Genomic DNA, 23,269 nt, shown 5'->3' with positions numbered 1-23,269 from the left:
GGCTACTCGAACGCCTTCGCGATCAGCTCGCGCTGCTCCAGCTCGTGCACCTTGGACGAGCCGGCCGACGGCGCGGCCATCGGGCGGCGCGAGACGCGCTTGATCGCGAACCGGGACGGCAGCAGCTCCGGCAGGGCCAGGCCCAGGAACGGCCACGCGCCCTGGTTCGCCGGCTCCTCCTGCACCCAGCGGACCTCGGTCGCGTTCGGGTAGCGCTCCAGCGCCTCCGTCAGCTTCCGGGCCGGGACGGGGTAGAGCTGCTCGACCCGCACGACGGCCGTGTCCGCGACGCCCCGCTTCTCCTGCTCGGCGGCGAGTTCGTAGTACACCTTGCCGCTGCACAGGAGCACCCGCGTGACGGTCTGCGGGTCGGGGTGGGTCGGGTCGTCGATCACCGAGTGGAAGCGCTCCTCGACGAACGGCTCGACCGGCGACGTCGCCGTCTTCAGGCGCAGCATCGACTTCGGGGTGAACACCACCAGCGGGCGGTTCACGCCGTCCAGCGCGTGGCGGCGCAGCAGGTGGAAGTAGTTCGCCGGGGTCGACGGGACCGCGATGGTCATCGAGCCCTCCGCGCACAACTGGAGGAAGCGCTCGATGCGGCCCGACGTGTGGTCCGGGCCCTGTCCCTCGTGGCCGTGCGGCAGCAGCAGCACGACGTCGGACACCTGGCCCCACTTCGCCTCACCGGACGAGATGAACTCGTCGATGATCGGCTGCGCGCCGTTGACGAAGTCGCCGAACTGCGCCTCCCACAGCACCAGCGCGTCCGGGTTGGCCACCGAGTAGCCGTACTCGAAGCCCAGCGCCGCGAACTCGGACAGCACCGAGTCGTAGACCATGAACTTGCCCTGGTCCTCGGACAGGTTCTGCAGCGGCGTGTACTCGGCGGACTTCTTGCGGTCCACCAGCGTCGCGTGCCGCTGCACGAACGTGCCGCGCCGCGAGTCCTGGCCCGCCAGGCGGACCGTGCGGCCCTCCAGCACCAGCGACCCGAACGCCAGCAGCTCGGCGAACGCCCAGTCGATGCCGCCCTCGCGGGCCATCTTCGCGCGCCGCTCCAGCACCGGCTTCACGCGCGGGTGCGGGGTGAAGCCCTCGGGCAGGTTGACGTGCGCGTCGGCGATCCGCTCGATCACCGAGCGGTCGATGCCGGTGGGCAGCTTGGCCGGGACCTGCTGCTCCTGCTCGATCGACGGCGACATCTTGATCGGGTGCTTCTCCAGCTCGCGCACCTCGTTGAAGACGTGTTCGAGCTGCGACGAGAAGTCCTGGAGGGCCTTCTCGGCCTCCTCCACCGAGATGTCGCCGCGGCCGATCAGCGACTCGGTGTAGGTCTTGCGCACCGAGCGCTTGGTGTCGATCACGTCGTACATCGCGGGCTGCGTCATCGACGGGTCGTCGCCCTCGTTGTGGCCGCGGCGGCGGTAGCAGACCATGTCGATCACGACGTCCTTGTTGAACGCCTGCCGGTAGTCCACCGCCAGCTTCGCGACCCAGTAGCAGGCCTCCGGGTCGTCGCCGTTCACGTGGAAGACCGGCGCGCCGATCATCTTCGCGACGTCGGTCGAGTACTTGGACGACCGCGAGTTCTCCGGCGCGGTGGTGAAGCCGACCTGGTTGTTCACCACGACGTGCACCGTGCCGCCGGTGCGGTAGCCGCGCACCAGGGCCAGGTTCAGCGTCTCGGCCACCACGCCCTGCCCCGCGAACGCCGCGTCGCCGTGCAGGGCGACCGGGAGGACCGTGAAGCCCTCGCCGCCCTTGTCCAGCGTGTCCTGCTTGGCCCGGACGATGCCCTCCAGCACCGGGTCCACGGCCTCCAGGTGCGACGGGTTCGCGGTCAGCGACACCTTGGTCTCGCCGTCGCCGAACATCCGGAAGTACTTGCCCTCGGCGCCCAGGTGGTACTTCACGTCACCCGAGCCGTGCGCCTGGCCGGGGTCGAGGTTGCCCTCGAACTCGCGGAAGATCTGCGAGATCGGCTTGCCGACGATGTTCGCCAGCACGTTCAGCCGGCCGCGGTGCGGCATGCCGATGACGACCTCGTCCAGCTCGTGCTCGGCGGCCTTGTCCAGCACCGCGTCCAGCAGCGGGATGACCGTCTCGCCGCCTTCCAGCGAGAACCGCTTCTGGCCGACGTACTTGGTCTGGAGGAACGTCTCGAACGCCTCGGCCGCGTTCAGCTTGGACAGGATGTACTTCTGCACCATGGCCGGCGGCTTCTCGTGCGGCACCTCGACCCGCTCCTGGATCCAGAGGCGCTCCTCCGGGTCCAGGATGTGCATGTACTCGACGCCGACCGTCCGGCAGTACGAGTTGCGCAGCACCCCGAGGATGTCCCGCAGCTTCATCCGCTCCTGGCCCGCGAACCCGCCGACCGGGAACTCCCGGTCCAGGTCCCACAGCGTCAGGCCGTGCGACAGGACGTCCAGGTCCCGGTGGCTGCGCTGGCGGTAGTTCAGCGGGTCGGTGTCCGCCATCAGGTGGCCGCGGGTGCGGAAGGCGTCGATCAGCTCGATCACCCGGGCGGTCTTGTCGACCGCGCCCTCGGGGATGTCCGCGACCCAGCGGATCGGCTCGTACGGCAGCCGCAGCGACGTGAAGACGTCGTCGTAGAAGCCGTCCTCGCCGAGCAGCAGGTGGTGGATGCGCTTGAGGAACTCGCCGGACTCCGCGCCCTGGATGATGCGGTGGTCGTAGGTGGAGGTCAGCGTGATGATCTTGCTGACGCCCATCTCGACCAGCGCCTGCTCGCTGGTGCCCTGGAAGTGCGCGGGGTACTCCATCGCGCCGACGCCGATGATCGCGCCCTGGCCGGCCTGGAGCCGCGGCACCGAGTGGTTGGTGCCGATCGTGCCCGGGTTGGTCAGCGAGATCGTGGTGCCGGAGAAGTCGTCGGCGGTCAGCGAGCCGGCGCGGGCCTTGCGGATCAGGTCCTCGTAGGCCTGCCAGAACTGCGTGAACGTCATGTTCTCGCAGCCCTTGATGGAGGCCACCACCAGCGTGCGGGAGCCGTCCTTGCCGGGCAGGTCGATCGCCAGGCCGAAGTTGACGTGCTCCGGCGTGACCACGTGCGGCTTGCCGTTGACCTCGGCGAAGTGCCGGTTCATGTTCGGGTACGCGTGCAGCGCCCGGACCACGGCGTAGCCGATGAGGTGGGTGAACGAGACCTTGCCACCGCGGGTGCGCTTGAGGTGGTTGTTGATCACGATGCGGTTGTCGGCCAGCAGCTTCGCCGGCACGGCGCGCACGCTCGTCGCGGTCGGAACGGTGAGCGACAGCTCCATGTTCTTCGCGATGGCGGCGGCGGCGCCGCGGAGCTGCTTCTGCTCCTCACCGGCGGCCGGCTGCACCGGGGCGGCCTTGGCGGCCTGCGCGGGCGCCGGCTTGCTCGTGGTCGCCGGAAGCGTCGCCGCGGGCTTGGGGGCCGGCGGCTGCTTGGCTGCCGGCGGCTGCTTGGTCGCGGTGGCGGTGGGGGCGGTCGGCGCGGCGGTCGACGTGGTGCCGCTGTTCTCCGCTGCGGCCACGCTCGTGCCGTTCCCGGACCGCTGCGTCGACTTGTAGTCGGCGAAGAAGTCGTGCCAGGCCGGGTCTACGGACGACGGGTCGGCGAGGAACTGCTCGTACATCTCCTCGACCAGCCACTCATTGGGGCCGAACTGTGAAGAAGCAGGACTGCTGCTGGACACGGCTGGCGCTCGCCTCTATCCATCTCGCTCTTGGTAATGACTCACTCATGGTCAGGCTAGTCCCCCGTCTGGTGCAGTTCATACACAGGAGGGGGCGGCCACGGAGTGCTCCCTCACAGGATCGATCCGGACATCGATCGTGTTAACGGTGCTTGACCTGTCCTTGAGGTGTGACCCCGGTCGTGGTGACAGGCGGTCGCGCGCCGCCGAGCACGGCGTCTCGGGCGGCACGGCGCTCCGGCAGCCGGCCCGACCCCACGTTACCGCTTTCCGGCGGGTGCCGGGTCGTTGTCGGGTGATGGAGCCGTCCGCGCGGCTACAGGCCTTCTGAGCTGCGTGTTCAACGATTTGGTTGACAAACCGCGCGGTTGGGTTCTAGTGTTTGTTCAACCGAGAGGTTGAGTAAGGAGATCGCAGTGGAGGACCGGCTTTCGCGGGTGTTCGCGGCGTTGGCGGACCCCACGCGGCGGGACATGGTGGCGCGGTTGGCGGTGGCCGATGCGACGGTCAACGAGCTGGCCGAGCCCTATGCCGTGACCGTGCAGGCGGTGTCCAAGCACCTCAGGGTGCTGGAGGACGCCGGGTTGGTCAGTCGGAGTCGGCAGGCCCAGCGGAGGCCGGTGCACCTGGAAGCGGAGGTGTTCGACCTGATGACCAAGTGGATCGAGCGGTACCGGCGGGAAGCGGAGCAGCGCTACCAGCGGCTGGACGCAGTGCTCGCCGAGATGACGGAGACCGAGGACCGGGGCGCCCGGGACGTACGCGAAGGAGAAGCATCATGACCAGCACCACGACCCACCCCGAGGTCACCATCTCGGCCGACCCGGAGCTGCCGACGATCGAGATCGTCCGCGAGTTCGACGCGCCGCCGGCCGCCGTGTTCCGGGCGCACGTCGAGCCCGAGCTGGTGAAGCGGTGGCTGGGCCCGCGCGGGCTCACCATGGACATCACGCGGTGGGACGCCCAAACCGGCGGCGGCTACCGGTACGTCCACCGGGACGACAACGGCGAGTACGGGTTCTACGGCTCGTTCCACGAGATCCGGCCGGACGAGCGGATCGTGCAGACGTTCACGTTCGTGGGCATCCCGGACGGTGTCTGCCTGGAGACGATGACCTTCGAGGACCTCGGTGGCGGCCGGACCCGGCTGCGCGGCCTGAGCGTCTTCGAGACCAAGGAGGGGCGTGACATGGCCCTGTCCAGCGGCATGGAGGTCGGCATCGTCGAGGGCTACGAGCAGTTGGACGAGCTGCTGGCCGAGAAGTAACCGGCGACCAAGCCGAAGACCGGCCTGCCCGACCGCCGTCACCGGCGTGTCGGGCTCGTCGTCGTGCCGCCGAGGCTTTTCGGGCGGTTCCGGTGAGAAGTTGGTCGCCGTGCTCGCGGGGGTCGTGTCGATCCTGGCGTTCTTCGGCATCCGAACTGGTCCGCCTCCAGGCGTGGTTCAGCGGTCACCACGGCACGACGACCACGACAGCCACGACCACGACAGCCACGACCCCATCTGCCCTGATCACGACTGCTCCGCAGCAGGGGGAACCGGTCTCGGTCGCGCCACCGGCCGGGACCACGTCGGCGACGACGCTCGATCCGGCGTGCACCGAGTACTGGAACCTCCCCGTCGGCGCCGACCACCCCACGTCGGACGACTACTACCGGGTGGCTGTCCACACCGAGAACCCAGCAGTCGAGCAGGCGACTATCTCCTTCCAAGGCAATGCTCGGCCACCTGCTGCCCGCACGCCGCCGGACATGCCTCCGCCTTGACCAAGCGGCGTTGGGGTTGGGACTACCGGTGTGGTGTGAGCGGCCGGCGGTGGTGGAGGGACGTGGTCCGTGGGCGCCTCCTCAGTGGCTCGGTCGGCCGGCGGGCTGGGGGTCGCCGATGCTGTGGGACCACAAGCGGGCGTAGGGGCCGTCTGCCTGTAGTAGGGCGGTGTGGGTGCCCTGTTCCACGATGCGGCCGTCGTCCAGCACGACGATCCGGTCTGCCCGCGCCGCGGTTGCCAGGCGGTGGGCTACCACGAAGGTCGTTCTCGCCACCGCCAGGTGGTCGCTCGCCGCGAGCACCGCCGACTCGGTGGCCGGGTCGAGGGCCGCGGTCGCCTCGTCCAGCAGGAGCAGGTCCGGTTGCACCAGTTCGGCCCTGGCCAGCGCCACCAACTGGCGTTGGCCGGCGGACAGCGCCTGGCCGCGTTCGCCCACCTGCTGGTGGAACGCGGCGGGCAGCGCGGCGACCACGGGCAGCGCGCCGACCGCGCGCACGGCCTGCTCGATCTCGCCGTCGGTGGCGGAGTCCTTGCCGTAGGCCACGTTCTCCGCGATGTCGCCGCCGAACAGGTGCGCCTCCTGCGGCACCACCCCCAGCCGCCGGCGGAACGCCGACAGGTCGTAGGACTTCACGTCCACACCGTCCACCAGCACCGCGCCCTCGGTGGCGTCGTAGAACCTCGCCACCAGCTTCACCAGGGTCGACTTGCCCGCGCCGGTCGCACCGACCAGGGCCACCGTCTCGCCGGGCGCCACGTGCAGCGACACGTCCTCCAGCGCCGGCCGGGACGCGCCGGGGTAGCGGAACGTCACGTGCCGCAGCTCCACCTCGCCGCGCAGCCGCGCCACCGGGACCGGGTCGGCGGCGGCCGGCACGCTGGTCGGCGTGCGCAGCAGGTCGCCGATGCGGGACAGGCCCACCCGCGCCTGCTGGTAGCCGTCGAACACGCCGGAAAGCTGGTACAGCGGCGCGAAGAACAGCCCCAGGTAGAGCACGAACGCCAGCAGCACGCCGGGCGACAGCGTGCCCTCGGCCACCCGGTACGCGCCGACCACCAGGATCGCCGCCTGCGCCACCCCGGACAGCAGCGCCAGGAACGGGAAGTACGTCGCGATGTACCGCTGCGCCCTGATCCGGGACCGGCGGTAGGCGTCGCTGCGCTCGGCGAACGCCTGCGCCGACCGCGCCTCCCGCGTGTACGCCTGGGAGACGCGCAGGCCCGACACGTTCTCCTGGAGGTCGGCGTTGACCGCGCTGACCCGTTCCCGCGCCTCGGCGTACGCCTTCGACGACAGCCGCTGGAAGACCACCGTCGCCACCAGCAGGACGGGCAGCACCGCCAGCGCCACCAGGGCCAGCGACGGGTCGGTCGCGACCAGCGCCGCCGCGATGCCGACCACGGTCAGCACGCTGATCACGAACGTCGTCAGCCCGGTCTGGAGGAAGCTCGACAACGCGTCCACGTCCGTCGTCATCCGGGTCATGATCCGGCCGGCCATCTCGCGCTCGTAGTAGTCCAGGCCGAGCCGTTGCAGGTGCGCGTAGCTGCGCACGCGCAGCAGGTACAGCAGGCGCTCGCCCACCCGCGACGTCACGACCGCGCCCGCCGCCGCCGACACCCAGCCCAGCCCGACCAGGACCAGCCCGATCGCGGACGCGAGCCACAGCCTGCTCGCGTCGCCGCCGACCACGCCCTGGTCGACGCCCAGCCGCACCAGGTTCGGCAGCACGACCGCGAGCGCCGAGTCGATCAGCAGCAGCCCGCCCACGCCGAGCATCACCCACCGCACCGGGCGCAGCAGCGTGCGCAGCCGGAACCCCGGATCGGGCGCGCGCGGGTCCTCGCCGTGCAGCGCGGGCTCCTCCAGCGCGGGCGGCAGGGCGTGCACGCGTTCCATCAGCTCCGGTGTGGGCGGGGTGCCGCCGAGCAGCGCCGACGTGCCGCCGCCCCGCCCGGCGCCCCTGGCGACCCGCGCCGGGCTCACCGCCCGGTTCGCCGCGCGGACCGCCACCTCGTCCTCCTCGGACACCGGCCACAGCTCCGGCGTCACGCCGTCCGGGCCCGGCTCCAGCGGCGCGTCCGCCCGCGGGTCGACCTGCTCGATCGCGTCACCGGGGCCGGCCAGCAGCTCCCGGTACAGCGCGCAGCGCTCGGCCAGCTCGGCGTGCGTGCCCACGTCGACCACCACGCCCGCGTCCAGCACCGCGATCCGGTCGGCCAAGGTCAGCGACGAGCGCCGGTGGGCGATCAGGATCGTCGTCCGCGCCGCCGTCACCTCGGCCAGCGTGTGGTGGATCGCCGCCTCCGTCGCCGGGTCCACGGCCGAGGTCGCGTCGTCCAGCACGAGCACCCGCGGGTCGGACAGCAGCGCCCGCGCCAACGCCACCCGCTGGCGCTGCCCACCGGACAGGGTCAGGCCGCGCTCGCCGACCACCGTGTCGTACCCGTCGGGCAGGGCCGCGATGAACGCGTGCGCCTCGGCGGCCCGCGCGGCGGCCTCGACCTGCTCGTCCGACGCGTCCGGCAGGCCGTAGGCGATGTTCGCCCGGATCGTGTCCGAGAACAGGAACGCCTCCTCGAACACCACGCCCACGGCCTGCCGCAGCGACTCCAGCCGCAGCTCCCGGACGTCCACCCCGCCGACCCGGATCGCGCCCGCGTGCACGTCGTAGAACCGGGGCAGCAGCAGCGACACCGTCGACTTGCCCGAACCGGCGGTGCCCACGACCGCCACCGTCTCGCCGGGCGCGACCTTCAGCGACACGTCCGTCAGCACCGGCTCGCTGCGCGTGTAGCCGAACGTCACCCCGTCCAGCTCCACCGACACCGCCCCGGCCGGCACGTCCGCCGCGCCGGACACCACGTCCGGCTGCGAGTCGATCAGCTCGTACACCCGCTCCACGCCCGCGCGGGCGAGCTGCGCGGTCACCATCAGGCTGGACAGCAGCCGGGTGGGGCCGACCAGGTTCGCCACGTAGGTCGCGAACGCCAGGAACGTGCCCAGCGACACGTCGCCCCGCAGCGCCAGCCACCCGCCCAGCGCGAGCACCGCCACCTGGCCCAGGAACGGCAGCGCGGTCAGCGTCGCGGTCGGCCGCGCCGCCAGCCGCGCCGCCCGCATCCGCTCCGCGAACAGCGCCCTGGCCCGCGACTCCAGGCGCGCGACCTCGCGGGCCTCCTGCCCGAAGCCCTTCACCACCCGCACGCCGGTGACCGTCTCCTCGACGTGCTGCGCCACGTCCGCCGCGCGCTGCTGCGCCGACCAGGTGGCCGGGAACAGCGTCAGCCGGCTGCGCGCCGCCACGATCGCCACGGCGGGCACCACCACCAGCGCGATCACCGTCAGCAGCGGCGACAGCCAGCACATCGCCACCAGCGCCGCCACCGCGAACACCACCGTGCCGAACGCCAGCGGCGTCATCGACAGCAGGCTGTTGACAAGCTGGAGGTCCGTGATCGAGCGGGACACCACCTGGCCGGTGCGCAGCGCGTCCTGCTTGGGCCCGTCCAGCCGTTGCACCGCGCCGAACACGGCCTGGCGCAGGTCGTGCTGCACGTCCACGGCCAGCCGCCCGCCCAGGAAGCGCCGGACGAACGCCGTGCCGAAGGTCAGCAGCTCCAACCCCACCAGGATCGCCGCGAGCAGCGCCAACCGGTCCGTGCGGCCGGCCATCGCGTCGTCCACGGCCACCTTGATCAGCAGCGGCGACACCGCCTGGAGACCCACGCCGACGACGGCGGCCAGCACCGACCACACCACCAGCGACCGGTGCTGCCAGCACGCTGTGGCGAGTCTGCGGATCCATCCCTCGGTGTGCGTCACGCGATCCACATTAGGTCGGGGGGCCGACAGGGACGGGGCCACAGACTGAGAGGACCGCCTCCCATTCTCAGGGGAGACGGCCCTCTCAGCGGAGATTCACTTGCTCAGGTGATGTCCTTGCGCTGCGTGACGGCCCAGCCGCCGAGGAAGAACACCGCCGTCCACGCCAGGAAGATCAACCCGCTCAGCCACCAGTCGAACGCGCCCAGCGCGCCCGCGATCGCCCGCAGCACCGCCTCCAGGTCCTCCGGCACGACCCCCGCCGTGGACAGGAACAGCGACGACGCCACCGAGCCGGTCAGGCCGTTCACCGAGCCGTTGGGCAGGAAGCCGATCAGCTCCGGGATGCCCTGCGTGCCGATCACGAGCTGGATGCCGTTCTCCAGGATCAGCATGTAGAGGACCAGCACCACGGTGGTGCCGACCGGGCTGACCATCAGCGCGCCGACGCCCACGCCGAACATCGTCATCAGGATCGACGACAGCACGCCGACCGCCGCCAGCGCCAGCCAGCCGCCCGCGTCCGGCAGCGCGCTCGCGTCCGAGGTGATCGCGATGCCGATGCTCACCGCCGCCACGATCGCCAGGCCGTAGAGCGCGCCCCACAGCACGTAGACGACCAGCTTCGCGCTCAGCGCGGAGACCCGGTTCGGCGAGGTCAGGAACGTCGTGGTGATGGTCTTGCGGTTGATCTCGTTCGAGATCGCCAGCCCGCCGAAGATCATCGGGAAGATGGTCGCGATGTTGATGCTGCGCGCCATCCCGAACAGGGCGACCTGCCACTGCGACGGGTCGATGCCGAGGATCCGGGTCAGCTCCTCGGCGTCCGAGCTGCCGACCGCGTCCATGATGTTCTTGCCGATGAACCCGGTGCCCAGCGCCCAGCCCAGGGCGATCAGCACGGTCGGGATCATCAGGCCCCACCACAGGCCCGTGGTGGTCGTCTTGCGGAACTCCGCCTTGATCAGGTTGCCCAGCATCACGCACCGCCCCCCAGACCGCCCTGGCCCTGTCCCTGCTGGTAACCCGACGGCGGGTCCTGGTAGCCGGGTGGCGGGGGCTGCTGGTAGCCGGGCTGCTGCTGCGGGAAGCCCTGCGGCGGCGAGGCCTGGTAGCCGTGCTGCTGGTAGCCCGGGGGCACCGCCGGCGGCGGCCCGGCCTGCTGGTAACCCTGCTGGTAGCCCGGCGGCGGCGCGTAGTAGCCGCTGCCCTGCTGCGGACCCGCGTACTGGTTCGGGCCCGAAGCGGCGTACTGGCCGTTGGTGAGCCGGAAGAACAGTTGCTCCAGGTCGGCCTTCTCCTCCTGGATGCCGTAGATCGACACGCCCGCCTTCAGCGCGGTGTCGGCGACCTGCTTGGCCTCCACCCCCGCCACGGCGATCCGCCCGTCCGGCACCTGCTCGATGGACGTGATGCCCTCCGCCTGCAACGCCGCCACCAGCGCGCCGGTGTCCGACGGCTGCACCAGCACCCGGCTCTGCTGCTGGTCGCGCAGGTTGTCCAACGGCCCGTAGTACATGGTCTGGCCGCGCGAGATGATCACCACCTGGTCCACCGTCTGCTCGACCTCGGCCAGCAGGTGGCTGGAGATCAGCACCGTGCGCCCGCTGCGGGCGTAGGACTGGAGGAACGTCCGCAGCCACGCGATGCCCTCCGGGTCCAGGCCGTTCGCGGGCTCGTCCAGCACCAGCACCTGGGGATCGCCGAGCAGCGCGGTGGCCAGCGCCAGCCGCTGCTTCATGCCCAGCGAGAACCCGCCCGCCCGGCGGTCGCCCGCCGCGCCCAGGCCCACCAGTTGCAACACCTGGTCGGCCCGCGAGTCCGGCACGCCGATCGCCGCCGCGTACACCCGCAGGTGGTTGCGCGCCGAGCGCTTCGGGTGGAAGCCCTGCGCCTCCAGCACCGCGCCGACCACCCGCGCCGGGTTGCCGAGCTGGGTGAACGGCCGGCCGTTGATCAGGCCGATGCCCGCCGTGGGCGTCACCAGCCCGAGCAACATGCGCAGCGTCGTCGTCTTGCCCGCCCCGTTAGGTCCCAGGAAGCCGGTCACCGACCCCGGTTCCACCGTGAAGCTGAGATTCTGCACCGCTGCGACCGGACCGAACTGCTTGGTCAAGTTCTGCACCACGATGCGGCCACTGCCGTCGTGCACGCGTCCCTCCCGAATGCTCTTCGGGCGCCATCCTGCCCTAGGAGGGTCAGTCGGGAAGGGCGTGTCGCGGTTTCGAGACCACGGCGGGTATCTCGGCGGTCCGCTCCGTGTCGTGCAGCCGGCTGAACGGGCTGCGCAGCGGGTGCCGCCGTTCGCGGTGCGGGAGGCCTTCGCCGATCAGGTGCTGGTGCGCCATCGTCCACACCTGGCAGGGCCACTTCTTGTGCCGCAGCACGCCGGGGCAGACCCGGCAGCGGCTGTCGGAATCGGGCTGGTGCACCGTGAGCAGCAGCCGCCAGCCGTCGGCGAGCCGGTTGATCTCGGCGCGCGCCAGCGGCACGAGCGCCTCGGCCGCGCCCCGCTCGGCGACCTCGTCGAGCTGGGAGAGCCGGTGCAGCACGGCGGCCCGCAGAGTCTCGTCCACGTCACATCCTGTCGGCGGCTTGGTCCAACAGGCGGTGCAGCCTGCGGGTCTGTGTGACGGACATCACGGCCGATTCGCCGGGCGGGGACACCAGCAACACCCGGTCGTCCTCGACCAGCACGGTCATCGAGCGGTCCCGTCCGAACGGGTCGTGACAGTCGATCCAGCCCTGTGCTTCAGCCATGTGCGCTCCGATCGGAGGGTGGCGGCGACGCGTGGGCAGCGCCACGCGGTCGGACGAACCCGCGGGTGCGGCGGCGGGTGTCCCGCTCTGTCCATCGGCCGACCGGGCGTCGTGACTTACCCGTTACGCGGTGAATTCACTCGTTTGCTTGAGGCCGGCCACGGGCTGTGGTGCACGAGGTAAAGATCTGTGCGTCAAGTGGGCGGGGCGGCTGGGCACGGCGGCCGGTTCCCGGCTAGAATTGGCCGTGCGGCCCGCTCCCAGTGACCCCCAGGCTGGTTGAGCGGGCCGCCTTTCGTTCTCCGGACAGGCGAGTCGTTCTCCGGACAGGCGAGAAGGGGCGGCCACCCGACGCGGTGGCCGCCCCTTCTTCCGGTGGTGGTCAGACTTCGAGCGGGGTGTGGGTGAGGCCGTGCGCCTCGGCGACCGGCTGGTTGGTCAGCAGGCCCTCGTGCGCGTTGAGCCCCAGCGCGAGCGCCTTGTCCGCCCGCAGCGCGGCCTGCCAGCCCTTGTCGGCCAGCGCCACGGCGTAGGGCAGCGTCACGTTGGTCAGCGCGTAGGTGGAGGTGCGCGGCACCGCGCCCGGCATGTTCGCCACGCAGTAGAACACCGACTCGTGCACCTGGTAGGTCGGGTCGGCGTGGGTGGTGGGCCGGGAGTCGGCGAAGCAGCCGCCCTGGTCGATCGCGATGTCCACCAGCACCGAGCCGGGCTTCATCTCCGCCACCAGCGCGTTGCTGACCAGCTTGGGCGCCTTCGCGCCGGGCACCAGCACCGCGCCGATGACCAGGTCCGCCTCGCGCACGGCCTGCTCGACCGAGTAGCGGTTGGACGTGACGGTGCGCAGTTGCCCCCGGTAGAGGGCGTCGATGTGGCGCAGCCGGTCGACGTTGGTGTCCAGGATCTCGACGTCCGCGCCCATGCCCACGGCGATGGTCGCCGCGTTCAGGCCCGCGACGCCGCCGCCGATCACGACCACCCGCGCCGGGTGCACGCCGGGCACGCCGCCGGGCAGCACGCCCCGGCCGCCGGACGGCTTCATCAGCGAGAACGCGCCCACCTGCGGCGCCAGCCTGCCCGCGACCTCCGACATCGGGGCCAGCAGCGGCAGCGCGCCGTTCGTCGTCTGCACGGTCTCGTACGCGATCGCGGTCGTGCCGGAGTCGAGCAGGGCCTGCGTGAGCGGCTGGTCGGCGGCCAGGTGCAGGTAGGTGAACAGCGTCTGGCCCTTGCGCAGCAGCGGGTACTCCCGGGCGATGGGCTCCTTCACCTTGAGCACGAGGTCGCCCTCGCCCCACACCTCCTCGGCGGTGGCGAGGATCTTCGCGCCGGCCGCCAGGTACTCGTCGTCCGTGATGGCCGACCCGAGGCCCGCGCCCGCCTCGACGAACACGTCGTGACCGCGCAGGGTCAGCTCGTGGGCGCCCGCCGGGGTCAGCGCGACGCGGTATTCGTGGTTCTTGATCTCGCGGGGAACTGAGATCCGCACGGTGGGGCTCCTTCGGCCGTTGTTACCGCCAAAGCTCCGGTACCGCCATCCGGCTGTCATCGTTCCGGCCGCACGAACGGGCCCCCGTGCGGTTGTGCGGCCCGCACAACGAAGTGTGCCCGAACCGCCCTGGACATCTCCCCGGGCCCGCGTTGACACCCGTCCCGCCGGGGACTTAGCTTGCGTGCGTTCGCCCAACTGAACATCGGCCGCGGTGTCCCGTGACACCGGAACCCGAGCGGGAGAGCCTCCAGCGACTGTGGAGCGCCGAAGGAGCAAGTACCCCGCACACTCTCAGGCAACGAGAACCGCTCGGGTGAGGCGACTCTGGAAAGCGTGCTCGCGCGCGCACCCACGGTGCAAGCCGGGTCCGATCGACGGCACAGCCGTCGTGACGCCGCGGCGAAGCTCTCAGGTCCCAGGACAGAGAGGGGGCCTGGACGCGTGGACCGAGGAGCTGACGTGACATTTCCGGACAACCTGCTTTACACCCCCGAGCACGAGTGGGTCGACTGGACGCCGGGTACCCAGGACCCCGTGGCGATCGGCATCACGTCCTACGCGACGGAATCCCTGGGCGACATCGTGTTCGTGCAGCTACCGGCGGTGGGCGACCGCGTGAAGTCCGGCGAGGTGTGCGGCGAGCTGGAGTCCACCAAGTCGGTGAGCGACCTGTACGCGCCGGTCAGCGGCGAGGTCGTGGAGGTCAACACGGCGGCGGCGGACGACCCCTCGCTGGTCAACAACGACCCGTACGGCGCGGGCTGGCTGTTCAAGGTCCTCGTGGAGGACGCCTCGGGCCTGCTGACGGCCGCCAAGTACGCGGAACTCACCGGGGACTGAGCGCCGTGGCGATCAGCGTCTTCGACCTGTTCTCCGTCGGTATCGGGCCGTCGAGTTCGCACACGGTCGGCCCGATGCGCGCGGCGGCGATGTTCGTGGCGCGACTGGGCGGGCGGGTCTCGTCGGTGGACCGGGTGCACGTCCAGCTCTTCGGCTCCCTGGGCGCGACCGGGCACGGCCACGGCAGCCCCAAGGCCGTGCTGCTCGGCTTGGAGGGCCACCGGCCCGAGGACGTCGACCCTACGGAGGCCGACCGGCGGGTGGCGGAGATCCGGGCGACCGACCGGCTGCTGCTCGGCGGGGTCCACGAGGTCCCGTTCCGCGAGGACACCGACCTGGTGATGCACCGCCGCAAGTCCCTTCCGCTGCACCCCAACGGGATGAGCTTCGCGGCGTACCGGGGCGACGAGGTCGTGGACGAGGCCGTGTACTACTCGGTCGGCGGCGGGTTCGTGGTCGACGAGACGGCGACCGGCGCGGACCGGATCAAGCCCGACGAGACGCCGGTCGCACACCCGTTCCGGACCGGCGACGAACTGCTGGCGCGGACCCGCGAGACCGGGCTGTCCATCAGCGAGGTCATGCTGGCCAACGAGACGTCCTGGCGGTCCGAGGAGGACGTGCGGGCGGGCCTGCTGCACATCTGGGGCGTCATGCAGGAGTGCGTCGAACGCGGCTGCGGTACGACCGGTGTGCTGCCGGGAGGGCTGAAGGTGCGGCGGCGCGCGGCCGAGATGCGCCGGCGGATGGCGGCCGAGCACTACGCCACCGACCCGTTGCGCGTGATGGACTGGGTGACGCTGTTCGCGTTGGCCGTCAACGAGGAGAACGCCGCCGGCGGCCGGGTGGTGACCGCGCCGACGAACGGCGCGGCCGGCATCGTGCCGGCGGTGCTGCACTACTACACCCGGTTCGTGCCGGGCGCGTCGGACGACGGCGTGGTGCGGTTCCTGCTGACGGCGGGCGCGGTCGGCGTGCTGTTCAAGGAGAACGCGTCGATCTCCGGCGCGGAGGTCGGGTGCCAGGGCGAGGTCGGCTCCGCGTGCTCGATGGCCGCCGGCGGGTTGGCCGAGGTGCTGGGCGGCACGCCGGAGCAGGTGGAGAACGCGGCCGAGATCGCCATGGAGCACAACCTCGGGCTGACCTGCGACCCGATCGGCGGACTGGTGCAGATCCCGTGCATCGAGCGCAACGCGCTGGCGTCGATCAAGGCGATCACCGCGGCGCGGATGGCGTTGCGCGGCGACGGCTCGCACTTCGTGTCGCTGGACAAGGTCATCAAGACCATGCGGGAGACCGGCAAGGACATGAAGAGCAAGTACAAGGAGACCGCGCGCGGCGGTCTCGCGGTCAACGTCATCGAATGCTGAGCGCTCGCCAGGGGGAAGCCGATGCGTGAACACCTCGAACCGTTCCTCGGCCGGTGGGTCCTGGACCCGGGCCGCACCGCCTACTCCGGCGGTGTGCCGCCGAAAGAGGGGCGGTACGAGCTGCGGCTCGACGGCGACCAGTTGGTGGCCGTCATCGACGGCGTGCGGGGGACGGGGGAGCCGATCCACATCGAGTACCGGCTGAACCCCGGCGGGGACACCGCGCTGGAGGGCACCTACGACCGCGTCCGGACGATCGTCGAGCCGAACGCGTTGTGCACCATCCTGTTCGACGGGCAGGCCGAGGCCGCCAGGGCGTGGCGGATCCTCGGCGCGCCCGACGAGATGACGATCGTCCAGTCCTCACCCGACGTCGAAGGCGTGTGGCGGGACGACGTCTCGGTGTACCGCAGGGTTTAGGCCCGGTGTGCCGCAGGGCTAGGGGAGCACCGCTTCGATCGCCTTGACGACCGACCCGTCCTCGGGCTCGGTCGTCGGGCGGAAGCGGGCCACCACCTCGCCGGCCGGCGAGACCAGGAACTTCTCGAAGTTCCACGCCACGTCGCCGGCCGCGCCGTCGGCGTCCGCGAACGACACCAGCTCCGCGTACAGCGGGTGCCGGCCGGGGCCGTTCACCTCGACCTTCTCGAACATCGGGAACGTCACCCCGTAGGTCGCCGAGCAGAACTCGGCGATCTCCCCGGCCGTGCCCGGCTCCTGGCCCGCGAACTGGTTGCACGGGAAGCCGACCACCGAGAAGCCCGCGCCGCCGAACCGCTCCTGGAGCCGCTCCAGGCCCGCGTACTGCGGGGTGAGCCCGCACCGCGAGGCGACGTTGACCACCAGCAACGCCTTGCCGCGCAACGATCCCAGGCTGCTCGGCTCGCCGGACAGGGTGTGCACGGCGATGTCGTGGATGCTCATGCCGCCCAGCCTACGTGCCGCTGCGGGGCCGGAAGACGGTGACGACCACCCGCAGGCCCAGCAGCACGCTGATCACCATCAGGTTGTAGCCGAACACCTGGTACAGCGAGATGTCCGGCGCGACCTGCGGGCCGCCGTCCGCGCCGAGCAGCAGCACGGCCATCAGGCCGGCCGTCGCGCCGAGCACGGTCAGCATGACCTGGTGCAGCAGGCCGACCACGAAGTGCCGGTCCCGCTCGTCGGCGAACAGCCGCATGCTCAGGCCCAGCCGGCCCTGCTCCAGGGCGCTGGAGATCCGCTCGACCCGCCGGGGCAGCCGCTTGATCATCGGCAGCATCGAGTACAGCTCCTCGGTCACCGTGCGCCGCAACGACTCCGGCGTCAGGCGCTCGCTGAACTGCTGGTCCGCGAACGCCCGCGACTCGACCACGATGTTGAACCCCGGCGACAGCGCGCCCAGCGTCCCCTCCACCGTGGCCAGCGCCCGGAACACGGCCGCTATCTCCGGCGGGATGCTCAGCCCGTACCGGTAGACCAGCTTGAACAGGTCGCCGAACATCTCCACGTCCGCCCGCATCCCGGCGCCGAGGTGCCGTGCCATGAACTGGCCGAGCGCCCGTTCCAGTCGCTGCTCGTCCATCTCGTCGGGCCGGGCGACCAGTTCCAGCAGCGCGTCCCGGAGGCCGGCCGGGTCGCCGTGGTCGATGGCGAGCAGCAGTTTCCCCAGCGCGGAGCGGAGCTGCGCGTCGATCCGGCCCACCGAGCCGAAGTCCAGCATGCCGAGCCGGCCGTCGGGCAGCAGCAGGATGTTCCCGGGGTGCGGGTCCGCGTGGAACACGCCGTTGAGCATCACCTGGCGCAGCAGCACGTCCAGCAGCGAACGGGCCAGCGCGTCCCGGTCCACGGAGTCCAGCGACGCCGACCGCACGGGTGAGCCGTCGAGCCGTTCCATCACCAGGACCCTTGCCGTGCAGAGGTCTTCGTGCACCCGCGGCAGCACGACAGCGGTGTCCGCGGACGCCGCCCGCACCGCCAGCAGGTTGCGCGCCTCCACCCGGAAGTCGAGTTCTTCGCGCAGCGCGGCGGAAAACCCCGCCGCGAGGTCCTTCACGCCGAGCGCCTTGCCCCACCGCGTCCGCTCGTGCAGCGTCGCCGCGAGCCGGTTCACGATGTCCAGGTCGCCGTCCGCGACCCGACGCACGCCGGGCCGCTGCACCTTCACCACCACGTCCTCGCCGGACTTCAGCCGCGCCCGGTGCACCTGCGCCACCGACGCCGCCGCGATCGGCGTCTCGTCGAACTCGGCGAACACCTCCTCGGGCGCGCCGAGTTCGGCCACCAGCACCTCCCGCACGGACCCCCACGGCGCGGCGGGCACCTTGTCCTGCAACAGGGTCAGCTCGTCCACGACCTCCGGCGGCAGCAGGTCCGGCCGGGTGGACAGCACCTGGCCGAGCTTGACGAACGTGACCCCGCCCTCCTCCAGCGCGAGCCGCAGCGACCGCGCGAGCCGGGTGTCGGTGCGCTCCCGGCCGCGCAGGTACGGTCCGAGGCCGTGCCGGAACGCGATGGCGGTGATCCGCGAGTACCGCCGCGCGCGGGAGATCCGACCGCGGACCGCCCGCCACCACTCGGTCGGCGGCGGCACGGACCCGGTCGGCACGATGATCTCGGCGAACGTCAGCAGCGCGATCATCAGCAGCAGCGCGATGCCGAACTGGACGGTGCCCAGCGCACCCGTGGTCTCCGGTTCGGGCATCCCGCTGAGCACGCCCGCCGTCAGCGACAGTCCCACCATGCACGCCAACGCCGTGCGGACGAGCCCCACCCGCAGACCGAGGATGCGCCGCGCGGCCAGCGCGATGCCGAGGATCATCGCCAGGAAGGTCAGCGGCACGCCGACCGTGTACACCAGGAAATCGCCCATGTCTCTCCCCCACCCGTTTCGCGCGGAGGATAGATCGGCGAAGCTGAGACGACGGACCCGGCGGCGACCGCTCGGGTCGCCCTGGTGCGTCGGACCTCCCCGTGGAGGCCGGTGACCTGGGGAAACTCCTCTTCTCGTGGAGCCGGCGTCAGAAGTCGAACACCGGTCCGGTCGCCGCGCGCATCACGCACGGGTTCGAGTACTGGGCGGTGAAGCCGCGGATCTCGCCGTGCCAGAGCCCGGTCGCGGTGACCGTCACCGGGTCGTACTCCATCGTGCAGGCGACGTTGTCCTCGGTCAGCCGGGAGATCTCGCCGTCCACCGTGGACAGCGCGGCGCAGGCCTGCTCGGCCTTGGGGTGGTCGCCGCCGGCCGGCTCGCAGACCAGGGCGATGGCCTGCACCACCTCGCCGCGGGTCACGCTCAGCTCGAACGTGGAATCCGGGACGCCGAAGACGGGCATGAGTGCGGCGATGGCCGCGAGTAGGGGGAGTGGTGCCATGCCCTCACAGTGGCGTGCCCGACGGCACGTCCTCCAGTCATGTCACCACATCGTGTGGTTTCCCAGTCGGCACACTTCACCGGATCGGCGACGCGCGCCCCCGACGGTTCGCGCCCGCCCCTTGCTACCTGCGGGTAAGTGCGGTCGTCCGGATCGGCGTTTGTGACCTGGGTCACTGTCGAGTCCGCTTCACTCTTAAGGGGACCAGGGTGGTCGGATGGCGAACCGGACTTCTGGCGTGCGCAGGGTCGCGCTGGCCAGTTCCGCGGGCAACGCGGTCGAGCTGTACGACTTCCTCCTCTACGGCACCGCGACCGCACTGGTGTTCGACAAGCTCTTCTTCCCGACCTTCGACCCCCGGATCGGCACGCTGCTGGCGTTCGCGACGTTCGGCGCGGGCTTCCTCGCCCGACCGCTGGGCGGCGTCGTGATCGGCCACTTCGGCGACCGCATCGGGCGGCGCTCGATGCTCGTCCTCACGCTGACCGCGACGGGCCTGTGCACGGCGCTGATCGGCGTGCTGCCGACGTACGACTCGATCGGCATCGCCGCGCCGATCCTGTTGGTGCTGCTGAGGATCGTGCAGGGGTTCTTCCTCGGCGGCGAGCAGGGCGGCGCGACGCTGATGGCCGTCGAGCACGCCCCGCCGGGCCGCACGGGTTGGTACGGTAGCTGGACGTTCCTCGGCTCGCCGCTCGGGCTGCTGCTGGCGAACGGCGCGATGGCCGCGTCCACGGCCGTCTCCGGCGACGCGTTCCTGTCCTGGGGCTGGCGGCTGCCGTTCCTGTTCAGCCTGGTGCTGGTCGGTGTCGGGCTGTACGTGCGGCTGTCCGTGGAGGAGAGCCCGGAGTTCCGCGCGGTGCGCGCCGAGCGGGGCACCGCGCGCCTGCCGGTGGCCGAGGTGCTGCGCCGGTCGTGGGGCAAGGTGCTGCTCGGCGCGGGCGTGAACCTCGGGTTCAACATGTTCATCTTCGTGCTCGCCACGTTCGTCGTCTCCTACGGCACCAGGCAGTTGGGGATGCCGCGCTCGGAGCTGCTGAACGCCGGGCTGGTGGGCGCGGCGGCGCAGGCGGTCGCGATCCTGGTCTTCGCGCGGCTGTCCGACCGGATCGGCCGGCTGCCGGTGATGCTCGGCGGGGCCGCGTTCCTCGGGCTGTTCGCGTTCCCCCTGTTCTGGTTGCTGGAAACGCGTTCGCCGGCGCTGGTGCTGGTGGCGGTCGTCGTGGGGTTCGCCGGGTCGGCCGCCGTGTTCGGGCCCATGCCCGCGTACTACGCCGAGCTGTTCGGCACCCGCGTCCGGTACAGCGGGGTGTCGTTGAGCTACCAGTTGGGCGCGGTGCTCGGTGGCGGCTTGTCGCCGTTGATCGCGGTGTGGCTGCTGGGGCTGACGTCGACCCAGGAGTCCTGGCCGGTGGCCGTGTACCTGGTGTTCGGGGCGTTGGTGAGCGCGGTGTCGCTGGTGGCGATCGGCGAAACCCTCCGGAGTCCGCGGACTCCGGAGGGTGCCGAGGCGTCCCGCTAGCCGGGCCGCCGTTCCGTCACGCGGATCAGGACAGCGCCAGGACCTTGTCCAGCACCCGGGCGACGGTCGTCGCGGGGTCGGCGGGCAGTTCGGTGGCGCGCCACGCGATCACGCCGTCCGGGCGGACGAGGCTCGCCCCGTGCCCGCCGATGCCGTAGCGCTTGGCCAGCTCGCCGGTCGGGTCGGCCAGCACCGGCACGTCGACCGGCGCGTCCGCCCAGGCCCGGTCCAGCGTGACCAGCGTCCAGCCGGCGAACAGGTCGATCGTCGACTTCGCGACCCCGTCGTGCTCGACCGTCACGTGCGGTGCGCGGAAACCGGGCCGGCCGCTGGGTTCCAGCGGGTTCTCCAGCAGCGACGGGTCGTCGTCGTCCGCGAGCACGGCGTTCGACCGGCAGCGGTAGCCGAAGATCAGTTGCAGGTGGTCGACCGGCTCCGGCACGTCCGGGCCCGCCAGGTGCGGCGCCATGCGCTGCACGTAGTTGGCGAACGAGCCGTCCACCACGTACCGCGCGTACGGCCGCCGCTCGGGCTCGTAGCTGTCCAGCAGTCCTTGCCCCGCCTCGCCTTTCAGCACCGCCGCGAGCTTCCAGGCGATGTCGTAGCCGTCGCCGACGGCGGTGTCGCCGCCCATCCCGCCGGTCGGCGGCGTCACCTTCGCCGCGTCGCCGACGAGGAACACCCGCCCGGACCGGAAGCTGTCGCTCAGCCACGCCGCCATCTCCCACGACGTGATGTCCACGATGTGCGGCTCCAGATCCGGCACGTCGGTGGCGATCCGGAGCAGCTCGACGCACCGCGACGCCGGGAAGTCCGCCGGGGACTCGCCGCGCTCCGGGTGGTACTCGACGGTGAACACGTTGCGCCGCACCGTGTTCGTGACCACGAACGCGCCGGTGAACGCCTCGTTCCGGAGGTAGTACAGCGTCCCCTTGTCCGCCGCGACCAGGTGCTCCAGGTCCGCGTCGAACACCACTCCGACGTGGCGCGACAACGGTCCGCGGCCCTGCCGCCCGATGCCCAGAGACTCCCGCACGAACGACCGGTGGCCGTCCGCGGCGACCAGGTAGTCCGCCCGCACCCGGTAGACCTCGCCGGTCGCCCGGTCCAGGACCTCCGCCGTGACACCGGAACCGTCCTGGCTCAACGACCTCAGCTCGTGGCCGAACCGGACCTCCGCCCCGTGCTCGCGCGCCCCGGCCAGCAGCACCGGCTCCACGTGGTCCTGGCTCGCCATGCCGAACGGCTCGGGGCTCAGCCCGACGTCCAGCTCGTCCTCCTCGTGCACGATCGTGTGGAAGACCTTGCCCCGCAGGCTCTCCGCCACCTTGACGACGATCCCCGAGGACACGCCCTCGCTGCCCCGCGCCACCTCGTCGGCCACGCCGCCGCGCCGGAACACCTCCATCGTCCGGTTCGACTGCCCGGTCGCCCTCGGGTGCGGCGACGTGCTTGTGTGCTTCGCGATCCCGAGCACCGAGACGCCTTCCCGCGCGAGGAACAGCGTGGCCGTCAGCCCGCCGAGCCCTGCTCCCACCACCAGTACCTGAACACGCTTGTCCTCCTGCATGGAAGAATCTTAGAAACTAAGAGACTTAGATTGCAAGAGGAATGGTCCGATGTGACCGGGCCGACTCGAAGGCGGCCTCCACGATCTCCAGCCCGGTGCTCGCGTCGGATGCCGGAACCGGGCTGCCACCTGCGGCGATGCTCGCGTAGAAGTCCTGGTACGAGCCGCGTTCGGTCTCCACCGGGGTGCCGGACAGGGCGCCCCAGGCTTCCTCCCGGTCCGCGCCCCAGCCGGTGCCGCCGGGGATCGCGCCCGCCTTCAGCAGCTCCTCCTGAGGGTCCATGCCGTGCTTCACGTAGGCCGCCCGGCTGCCCAGGACGCGGAAACGCGGGCCCGGGTCGGCCGCCAGAGCCGAGGCCCAGAGGTGCGACACGGCGCCGTTGGTGTGGGTGAGCGCCAGGAAGGCGTCGTCGTGCGCCTCGGCGTCCGGGCGGAGCGTCCGCACTTCCGCGTACACGGACGACGGTCGCCCGAACAGGGCCACCGCCTGGTCCACGAGGTGGGTGCCGAGGTCGTAGACGATGCTGCCGAGGTCCGCCGGGTCGCCGGACTCCTTCCACGAGCCCTTCACCTCCGGTCGCCAGCGTTCGAACCGGGACTCGAAGCGGTGGACGTCGCCCAGCGCGCCCTCGTGGAGGAGTTTCGCCACGGTCTTGAAATCGCCGTCCCAGCGCCGGTTGTGGAACGGGACGAGGCGCAGCCCTTGCCGGTCCGCCAGGTCGGCCAGCGCGCGCGCTTCGGCGGACGAACCGGCGAAAGGCTTGTCCACCACCGTGTCCAGGCCGTGTTCCAAGGTCGAACGCGCGTGCGACGCGTGATGCCGGTTGGGGGTGGTGACGACCGCGAGATCGAACTCGTCGGCGCGCCGCCACATCTCCTCCGGCGACGCGATGATCTCGGCGTCGGGGTACTTGGAGCGCACTTCGGCCTGGCGCTCGGGATTGCCGGTGACCACGGCGGCCAGCGTCAGACCCGGTTCCGCGGCGATGAAGGGGGCGTGGAACGCGGCTCCGCCGAGCCCGTACCCGATGAGTGCGGTGCGCATAAGTGGAACCCTAAGCGTCCCACGTCGTGG

General features: G+C 71.3%; 18 protein-coding genes and 1 riboswitch. Of the genes, 6 read left to right on the top strand and 12 right to left on the bottom strand.

Translation table 11 applies throughout. The features are described 5' to 3' along the window. Positions 1-2 precede the first annotated feature (2 nt). Entirely contained in the window at positions 3-3,692 is a 3,690-nt protein-coding gene (locus ACQPZF_RS37080) for a multifunctional oxoglutarate decarboxylase/oxoglutarate dehydrogenase thiamine pyrophosphate-binding subunit/dihydrolipoyllysine-residue succinyltransferase subunit (RefSeq protein WP_433265138.1), read from the bottom strand. Positions 3,693-4,108: 416 nt separating this feature from the next. On the opposite strand from ACQPZF_RS37080, the gene ACQPZF_RS37075 reads away from it, so the two are divergent. Continuing rightward, positions 4,109-4,474 carry an ArsR/SmtB family transcription factor gene (locus ACQPZF_RS37075; protein WP_433265136.1) on the top strand — a complete coding sequence of 122 codons (366 nt, stop codon included), beginning with the start codon at positions 4,109-4,111 and terminating at the stop codon, positions 4,472-4,474. After that, a complete protein-coding gene (locus tag ACQPZF_RS37070; RefSeq protein ID WP_433265134.1) occupies positions 4,471-4,959 on the top strand; it encodes an SRPBCC family protein in 489 nt (162 codons plus the stop codon). Before ACQPZF_RS37075 ends, ACQPZF_RS37070 begins: the two co-directional genes overlap by 4 nt. Positions 4,960-5,540: 581 nt before the next feature. Here the strand turns inward: ACQPZF_RS37070 and ACQPZF_RS37065 are convergent. The 6 genes from ACQPZF_RS37065 to ald form a co-directional block, all read right to left on the bottom strand. Further along, positions 5,541-9,296, bottom strand: coding sequence for an ABC transporter ATP-binding protein (locus ACQPZF_RS37065; protein WP_433265132.1), 3,756 nt, complete (start codon positions 9,294-9,296; stop codon positions 5,541-5,543). 95 nt (positions 9,297-9,391) lie between these two features. Continuing rightward, positions 9,392-10,267 (bottom strand): hypothetical protein, encoded by an 876-nt coding sequence (locus ACQPZF_RS37060; RefSeq protein ID WP_433265130.1) that lies wholly within the window; start codon positions 10,265-10,267, stop codon positions 9,392-9,394. After that, a complete protein-coding gene (locus ACQPZF_RS37055; protein WP_433265129.1) occupies positions 10,267-11,439 on the bottom strand; it encodes an ABC transporter ATP-binding protein in 1,173 nt (390 codons plus the stop codon). Before ACQPZF_RS37055 ends, ACQPZF_RS37060 begins: the two co-directional genes overlap by 1 nt. A gap of 46 nt (positions 11,440-11,485) precedes the next feature. Then, positions 11,486-11,863 (bottom strand): hypothetical protein, encoded by a 378-nt coding sequence (locus tag ACQPZF_RS37050; RefSeq protein ID WP_433265127.1) that lies wholly within the window; start codon positions 11,861-11,863, stop codon positions 11,486-11,488. A 1-nt stretch (position 11,864) separates the two neighbouring features. Next, entirely contained in the window at positions 11,865-12,047 is a 183-nt protein-coding gene (locus ACQPZF_RS37045; protein WP_433265125.1) for a hypothetical protein, read from the bottom strand. Between the two features lie 382 nt (positions 12,048-12,429). Next, positions 12,430-13,536, bottom strand: a complete 1,107-nt coding sequence (ald, locus tag ACQPZF_RS37040; protein WP_433265124.1) for an alanine dehydrogenase — start codon at positions 13,534-13,536, stop codon at positions 12,430-12,432. 229 nt (positions 13,537-13,765) lie between these two features. Next, positions 13,766-13,857: riboswitch (glycine riboswitch) on the top strand. A gap of 141 nt (positions 13,858-13,998) precedes the next feature. On the opposite strand from ald, the gene gcvH reads away from it, so the two are divergent. Genes gcvH through ACQPZF_RS37025 form a run of 3 tightly spaced genes read left to right on the top strand, consistent with a single transcriptional unit; the run spans position 13,999 to position 16,169 of the window. After that, a complete protein-coding gene (gcvH, locus tag ACQPZF_RS37035) occupies positions 13,999-14,379 on the top strand; it encodes a glycine cleavage system protein GcvH (RefSeq protein WP_433265122.1) in 381 nt (126 codons plus the stop codon). A 5-nt stretch (positions 14,380-14,384) separates the two neighbouring features. Then, positions 14,385-15,749, top strand: a complete 1,365-nt coding sequence (locus ACQPZF_RS37030; RefSeq protein WP_433265120.1) for an L-serine ammonia-lyase — start codon at positions 14,385-14,387, stop codon at positions 15,747-15,749. A gap of 21 nt (positions 15,750-15,770) precedes the next feature. Continuing rightward, positions 15,771-16,169, top strand: coding sequence for a hypothetical protein (locus ACQPZF_RS37025; RefSeq protein WP_433265118.1), 399 nt, complete (start codon positions 15,771-15,773; stop codon positions 16,167-16,169). 18 nt (positions 16,170-16,187) lie between these two features. Here the strand turns inward: ACQPZF_RS37025 and ACQPZF_RS37020 are convergent, their stop codons facing one another. The 3 genes from ACQPZF_RS37020 to ACQPZF_RS37010 all read right to left on the bottom strand — a co-directional run bounded on the left by ACQPZF_RS37020 (position 16,188) and on the right by ACQPZF_RS37010 (position 19,102). Beyond that, positions 16,188-16,673, bottom strand: a complete 486-nt coding sequence (locus ACQPZF_RS37020; RefSeq protein ID WP_433265116.1) for a glutathione peroxidase — start codon at positions 16,671-16,673, stop codon at positions 16,188-16,190. A gap of 10 nt (positions 16,674-16,683) precedes the next feature. Next, the gene (locus ACQPZF_RS37015; protein ID WP_433265114.1) at positions 16,684-18,600 is read right to left on the bottom strand and encodes an ABC1 kinase family protein; all 1,917 of its coding nucleotides are present in this window, start codon (positions 18,598-18,600) and stop codon (positions 16,684-16,686) included. A gap of 148 nt (positions 18,601-18,748) precedes the next feature. Continuing rightward, on the bottom strand, positions 18,749-19,102 hold the full coding sequence (locus tag ACQPZF_RS37010; protein WP_433265112.1) for an SSI family serine proteinase inhibitor: 354 nt from the start codon (positions 19,100-19,102) through the stop codon (positions 18,749-18,751). Positions 19,103-19,319: 217 nt separating this feature from the next. Here ACQPZF_RS37010 and ACQPZF_RS37005 point away from each other — a divergent pair, with 217 nt between their 5' ends. Then, complete coding sequence (locus ACQPZF_RS37005) at positions 19,320-20,624, top strand: MFS transporter (RefSeq protein ID WP_433265110.1); 1,305 nt, start codon at positions 19,320-19,322, stop codon at positions 20,622-20,624. Positions 20,625-20,649: 25 nt separating this feature from the next. On the opposite strand, the gene rdmE is transcribed toward ACQPZF_RS37005, so the two are convergent. Continuing rightward, complete coding sequence (gene rdmE / locus ACQPZF_RS37000) at positions 20,650-22,194, bottom strand: aklavinone 12-hydroxylase RdmE (protein WP_433265108.1); 1,545 nt, start codon at positions 22,192-22,194, stop codon at positions 20,650-20,652. A 25-nt stretch (positions 22,195-22,219) separates the two neighbouring features. Next, on the bottom strand, positions 22,220-23,239 hold the full coding sequence (locus ACQPZF_RS36995) for a Gfo/Idh/MocA family protein (RefSeq protein ID WP_433265106.1): 1,020 nt from the start codon (positions 23,237-23,239) through the stop codon (positions 22,220-22,222). Between the last annotated feature and the right edge of the window lie 30 nt (positions 23,240-23,269).

It is taken from the genome of Actinosynnema sp. CS-041913 (genome assembly GCF_050942485.1).
Lineage (GTDB): Bacteria > Actinomycetota > Actinomycetes > Mycobacteriales > Pseudonocardiaceae > Actinosynnema.
The sequence above is the reverse complement of the archived record's forward strand: the minus strand, read 5'-3'. Positions and strand labels throughout refer to the sequence as shown.